Below are 5,793 nucleotides of genomic sequence, written 5' to 3'. Positions count from 1 at the left end.
GCCCGGGGGCAGGGCGGTGTAGTCGGACACGCCCACGATTTCAGCGCCCGCGCCCAGGGCGAACAGCGCCTCCGTGACGGACGGGGACAGCGAGACGATCCGCCGCGCCTGGGGCTCCGTGGCCGGGGGCGCCGGGCGCTGACAGCCCGCCGCGAGCGCGAGCACCACGCAGAGCAGGGAGGGGAGGCGGAAGAGACTCATGGGCGGGCCGACTTCTAGCACGCGGGTCGTGGGAAGCGGCGTCTGGGTTTCGCTGGGGCGGGGCGCATATCCTGGGAACTCCTCACAGGGGGAATACCCGGACATGGCTTGGATGAACTGGACCTCGCGCGCGCTCTGCGCCGCGGCGCTGCTTGGCACTTCCTCGGCGCTCGCCGCGTCGCCGTTCTCGGAAGGGATGATCTCCATCACGCTGGATGACGGCTGGAGCACGCAGTACACGCTGGCGCGGCCGGCGCTCAAGTCGCGCAACATCCCCGCGACGTATTACCTGGTCACGGACGCGGTGGCCCAGGCGTGGGGCGGCTACATGAGCCTCGCGCAGGTGCAGACGCTCAAGGCGGAGGGCAATGAAATCGCCAGCCACACGCGCACGCACGCGGACCTCACGTCGCTGACGCCCGCGCAGCTGACGTCGGAGCTGCATGACTCGCGCACGTGGCTGCAGACGAACGTGGGCGCGCAGTGCGGCAAGGACTTCGCGTCACCCTATGGCGCGTACAACGCGACGGTGATGACGGCGCTGAAGCCGGAGTACGCCAGCCACCGCACCATCAACGCGGGCCGCAACTACCGCGACACGGTCATCTACGAACTGCGCGCCAACGACGTGTCGAGCGCGGTGACGGTGGCGAAGGTGAAGGGGTGGATCAACCAGGCCATCGCGGAGAAGAGCTGGCTCATCATCCTCTTCCACGAGTTCACCAGCGGCACGCCCACGCGGGAGACGCAGTACAAGACGACCAACTTCAACAGCATCCTCAACTACGTGCAGTCCACGGGCATCCGCACCGTGACGGTGGAGCAGGGGCTGGCGCTGACGGACGGCCTCACGGAGGCGCCGCCGTCGGTGGGCACGGTCGTCTACGACGACGCCATGGGCAGCGGCTTCCAGGACTGGAGCTGGGCGACGCACGACCTGGACCAGGCCGTCACGGTGCACTCCGGCTCCACGGCGGTGAGCTTCGAGCCGGACTACTGGGAGGCGCTGATGTTCCACCACACGGGGCTGGACCTGGCGCAGTACCAGTCCGTGGACCTCTGGGTGCACGGAGGAACGACGGGCGGTCAGCAGGTGCGGCTGGCGCTCTACAACGGCGGCACGCTGCTGGGCTCCATCAACCTGGAGACGGCGCTGGGGCACCCCATCGCGGCGGGCACCTGGCAGAAGGTCTCCATCCCGCTCAGCGCCATCGGGGCGACGTCCGGCATCGTGGATGACTTCTACGTGATGGATGACTCCGGATCGGATCAGGGCACGGTGTACGTGGACGACTTCGTGCTCGTGCCGTAGCCGTGAAGTCACCGCGCGCCGGAGTCTGCTCCGGCGCGCGTGAAGGCAGTCATGGCCTACAGCTTGATCAACTCCACGTCATCCATGTGGATGAAGTTGGAGCCGTTGTGGGCCGGCGACTTGCTGTGCAGGCCGAACTCCAGGTAGCCGTTGGTGACGCTGATGGCGGGCGTCTCCACGAGCGTGTAGTTGCCGTAGGTGCCCAGGTTGGTGATGGCCGGCGCGCAATCCCCGCAGTTCTTCACCTGGAAGCGCGCGAAGTCGAACGTGCCTCCCTTGCGGAACCAGGCGCGCAGCTTGTAGTTGCCGGACGCGAGGCCCGACTTCGTCTGGTACGTCCACGCCTCGTAGGCCGCCGCGGACGTCCAGTGCGTCAGGTGGAAGCTGCCCGAGTGCCCGCCGTTGTACGTCTCCGAGAACGCCGCCGTCGCCGTGCCGTTCGGGCTCCAGGTGTTCCAGCCCGTCATGCCCTGCTCGAAGCCCGGGTTCGTCAACCCCAGCGACTGCGAGCCGCCCGGCTGGTACCAGCGCACCCACTCCACCTCCATCGTCTTCTTCGCACCCCAGGCCAGGTCGATGGAGGCCGGCGCCGGGTTGCCGTACCAGACGCCGCCCAGCGCCAGGTTCAGGATGAGGTAGTGGTTCTGCTGGAACTCGGACTCGTTGTGGTTGAACGTCGCCGTGGACACGAAGTCCTTGTCCAGGCGGAACACGATGGTGTTCGCCGTCCACTCCACTTCATACGTGTGGAAGTCCTGCGACAGGTCCACGCCGCGGCTCGCGCCCGTGCCCCAGTCCGCGTTGCCGTTGTTGTACCAGTGCAGCGCGGACTTCATCCACGTGGGCTCCGTGGACTTCCACTCCAGGATGTCGATCTCCCCCGCGGCCGGCCAGCCGGCGCTCTGGATGTTCGACCCCAGCGTCCAGAACGCGGGCCACATGCCGTAGCCCGGCGGGACCTTGATGCTCGCGACGATCTTTCCGTAGCGCCCCTCCACCTTGCCCTTGGTGTGGATGCGGCCGGAATAGAACGAGCGGTACTGCCCCGGGCAGCGCGAGTCCGTGGGGTTGTCCGCCGTGCGCTCCGCCGAGATGATCAGCTTGCCGTTGGCCACCGCCACGTTCTGCGCGCGCGGGAACTCCAGCTCCCCCGTGCCGAAGTTGCAGTTGTTGGTCACCGGATCCCAGTTGCTCGTCAGCACGTTCCACGCGCCCGTGTTCAGCGCCGAGCCCGTGAAGTCGTCCTGCCACGACAGGGACCACCCAGCGCCCGGGTCGTACGCGCGCTCGCCCTGCTGCGTCTGGCCGTAGCCTTCCGCCTCCACCGGGGCGGCGGCTTCCGGTTCCGGTGAACAGCCGGAGAGGGTGGTCAGGAGTCCTGCGGCGACGAGGCCTGCTCGAAAGGGGCGGTGCATGAATGCTCCGGGGTTGGGGGAGCATTCATATTTGCCGGTTTTTACACACCTTGCCAGGAGGCCTCGGAATGGTTCAGCCGAGCCACTGGGGGTTCTGGACGGTCCCGTCGAAGTGGTGGCTCGTCTTGTACTTCTCGTAGGCGCCGTCCTGGGCCGCGTCCTTTGTCTTCGCGAGCAGGGCCTGGACGTCCTTTTCTCTCAGGGGCTTGAAGCCGCGCGCGGCGGTGAGGGCCTGTTGCAGGCGCTCCTGCGAGTCGATGCCGGTGATGACGACGCTGACGGGCAGGGAGAGGTTGTAGCGGAGGCACTCGGGCGCGGTGACGGTCTTGCTGTCGAGGATGAACGGATCGCCCATGGACTTCATGGCGAGCACGCCGATGCCGTCCTTCACGAGCACGGGCAGCACGCGCTTCTCGAAGCTGTTGAAGTGGGCGTCCATCACGTTGAGCGGCATCTGCACGGTGTCGAAGCGGAAGCCGTGCTTCTTCGCGGTCTCCAGCATCTTCAGGTGGATGTCCGGGGACTTGTGGCCGGTGAAGCCCAGGAAGCGCGCCTTGCCGGCCTTCTGCGCGTCCTTCATGGCCTCGATGGCGCCGCCTTCCGCGAAGGCCTTGTCGGGGTCGCTGTCGCGGATGACTTCGTGGAGCTGGAGCAGGTCCACGTGGTCCGTCTGGAGGCGCTGGAGGGATTCGTCGATCTGCTTCGCGGCGGTCTTCTTGTCGCGGCCGTCGATCTTCGTCATGAGGAAGGCCTTGGCGCGGTAGCCGTCGCGCAGCGCCTTGCCCATGCGCTCCTCGCTCTTGCCGTCGTTGTAGTCCCAGCAGTTGTCCAGGAAGTTGATGCCCTGGTCCAACGCGCCGCGGATGAGCGCGATGCTCTCCGCTTCGTCCTTCTGCTTGCCGATGTGGAAGCCCCCGAGCCCGATGCAGGACACGTCCTGTCCGGTGCGGCCCAGCTTGCGCCGGGGCACGGCGGGAGCCTTCTTCGCCTTCGAGGGCGAGGCCCCGAGCACGGGCGGAGCAACCATCAGCGACAGCGTCGCGGCGAGGAATTCCTTCCGGGTCATGCGCGGGCGTCCTTCCACAGAGGGCAGAGGCCGACGTTGCGGCTGGGAGGGGCCGGGGACAACGGGCGCGCGGGCCGACTGTGCAGGAGCCACCGCTGCGGACCAGGTGTGCCGGGAGGGCGTGTGCCGCATAATCGACACCCGCATGCGCATCCCCCTCCTTGTGCGGCGCGTGGGGCCGCTCCTCGCGCTGATCCTCCTGGCCGCGTGCCGCATTGAATCCGCCGCGCCGTCGGGAGGCGCCGCCGTGGCGCAGGCCGACACCCCGTCCGGCGAGGTGTGGGTCTACACGTCGATGTACCGGCATGTGTTGGACGCGTTCGAGCCGTTGCTGAAGGAGCGGCTGCCCGGCGTGAAGGTGCACTGGTACCAGGCGGGCAGTGAGAAGGTCGCGAGCCGGCTGGAGGCGGAGCGGGCCGCGGGAGCGGTGCGCGCGGACGTGCTGATGACGTCGGATCCGTTCCTCTATGAGCGACTGGCGAGGGAGGGAGCGTTCCTGCGTTACGCGTCCGTGAACGCGCTGCGCATTCCGCGCACGTTGCTGGATCTGGATGCGAGGTACGCGGCGGTGCGGCTGTCCACGATGGTGCTGGTGCACCGGGTGGGCGCGGGCGATGCGCCAAAGTCATTCACGGCGCTGGTGGATGGAAGTTGGAAGGGGAGGGCGGCCATCGGGGATCCGCTCACGTCGGGCACCGCGTTCACGTGGGCGGTGTTCCTGCGCGCGCGGCGAGGGGAGGCCTACTTCGAGGGGCTGAGGGCGAAGGGCGCGGTGGTGGCGGGAGGCAACGCGGCGGTGCTCCAGAAGGTGGAGAGCGGCGAGGTGGACGCGGGCGTGTTGCTGCTGGAGAACGCGCTGGCGGCGAAGGCGAAGGGCAGTCCCATCGAGATCATCTGGCCGGAGGACGGAGCGGTGGTCATCCCGGGGCCGGTGGGGCTGTTCGCATCGACGCGCAATCCGGTGGCGGCGAAGGCGCTGGTGGACGTGCTGCTGTCACCGGAGGGCCAGCGCATCATCGTGGAGAAGGGGGACATGCACGCGGTGGATCCCCGGTTGAGCGGCCCGCGTGGAGAGCCCGGAGTGGACACGCTGTTGGGCCGAGCGCAGGCCTGGACGCCCGAGTTGTTGGAGCAGGGGCTGCTGCACGGCGGTGACATCAAGGAAGCCTTCAGCCGGGCATTCGCGAAATGAGCCAGGAACGCCCAGACCCGGCCCGACCGCGAGGTCGAATCCTGGGACCTCGAACAATCAAGAAGGCGCCCTCCGGCCGGGTGTGCTCAAAACCTGTCCGACAGTCGGACAGGTTTCGCGGAGTCGCCTCCGCCGGGAACTCGTCAGCCCAGGGGGACCGCCGCAAGGTTTCAAACCTGTCGGACAGTCGGACCGGCCGCCGCGACGGGCAAAACCTGTCCGACAGTCGCACCGGTTCGCTCAGTCGTCCCAACCCATCCGCCTGTCCAACACGTCCAGGTCGCGGCCCCACCTTGTCCGACTGTCGGACCGGTTCGAACGGTGGGCTCAAGCGGTCCGCCTGTCCGACAGGCCAAACCGGGGGGCCCAACCGGTCCGCCTGTCCGACAGCCCCATGCAAGGAGCACGGCTTGTCCGACTGTCGGACCGGCTCGCACGGTGGTGGTGCCAGCTTGTCCGACTGTCGGACAGGTTTTTTGGGAGCGCCACCGCCGGGGAGGCTCTGCGGGATTCTTCGATTCTCATCCGGTTGGGTGGATCGCACTGCCGTGGGCGTGGCGTGGCGTGGACGGTTTCTCGCGACTCTTGATGGGGGCTCGCGATGAGG

The 5,793-nt window shown here is 67.9% G+C and carries 4 protein-coding genes and 1 pseudogene; 2 read left to right on the top strand and 3 right to left on the bottom strand.

Translation table 11 applies throughout. The features are described from left to right. Window positions 1–201, bottom strand: a pseudogene (locus tag D7X55_RS34525) (ABC transporter substrate-binding protein); the annotation flags it as partial. A gap of 103 nt (window positions 202–304) precedes the next feature. On the opposite strand from D7X55_RS34525, the gene D7X55_RS34520 reads away from it, so the two are divergent. Continuing rightward, window positions 305–1,513 (top strand): polysaccharide deacetylase family protein, encoded by a 1,209-nt coding sequence (locus D7X55_RS34520; RefSeq protein WP_120553082.1) that lies wholly within the window; start codon window positions 305–307, stop codon window positions 1,511–1,513. Between the two features lie 56 nt (window positions 1,514–1,569). On the opposite strand, the gene D7X55_RS34515 is transcribed toward D7X55_RS34520, so the two are convergent. Beyond that, window positions 1,570–2,928: a family 16 glycosylhydrolase gene (locus tag D7X55_RS34515; protein ID WP_120553081.1), complete on the bottom strand. Its 1,359-nt coding sequence runs from the start codon at window positions 2,926–2,928 to the stop codon at window positions 1,570–1,572. Window positions 2,929–3,001: 73 nt separating this feature from the next. Further along, window positions 3,002–3,994 (bottom strand): aldo/keto reductase, encoded by a 993-nt coding sequence (locus D7X55_RS34510; RefSeq protein WP_121725274.1) that lies wholly within the window; start codon window positions 3,992–3,994, stop codon window positions 3,002–3,004. 145 nt (window positions 3,995–4,139) lie between these two features. On the opposite strand from D7X55_RS34510, the gene D7X55_RS34505 reads away from it, so the two are divergent. Further along, window positions 4,140–5,186 carry an ABC transporter substrate-binding protein gene (locus D7X55_RS34505; protein WP_121725273.1) on the top strand — a complete coding sequence of 349 codons (1,047 nt, stop codon included), beginning with the start codon at window positions 4,140–4,142 and terminating at the stop codon, window positions 5,184–5,186. Window positions 5,187–5,793: the final 607 nt, after the last annotated feature.

This window comes from Corallococcus sp. AB049A (assembly GCF_003668885.1).
In the GTDB taxonomy this organism is placed as follows: Bacteria; Myxococcota; Myxococcia; order Myxococcales; family Myxococcaceae; genus Corallococcus; species Corallococcus interemptor.
The sequence above is the reverse complement of the archived record's forward strand: the minus strand, read 5'-3'. Positions and strand labels throughout refer to the sequence as shown.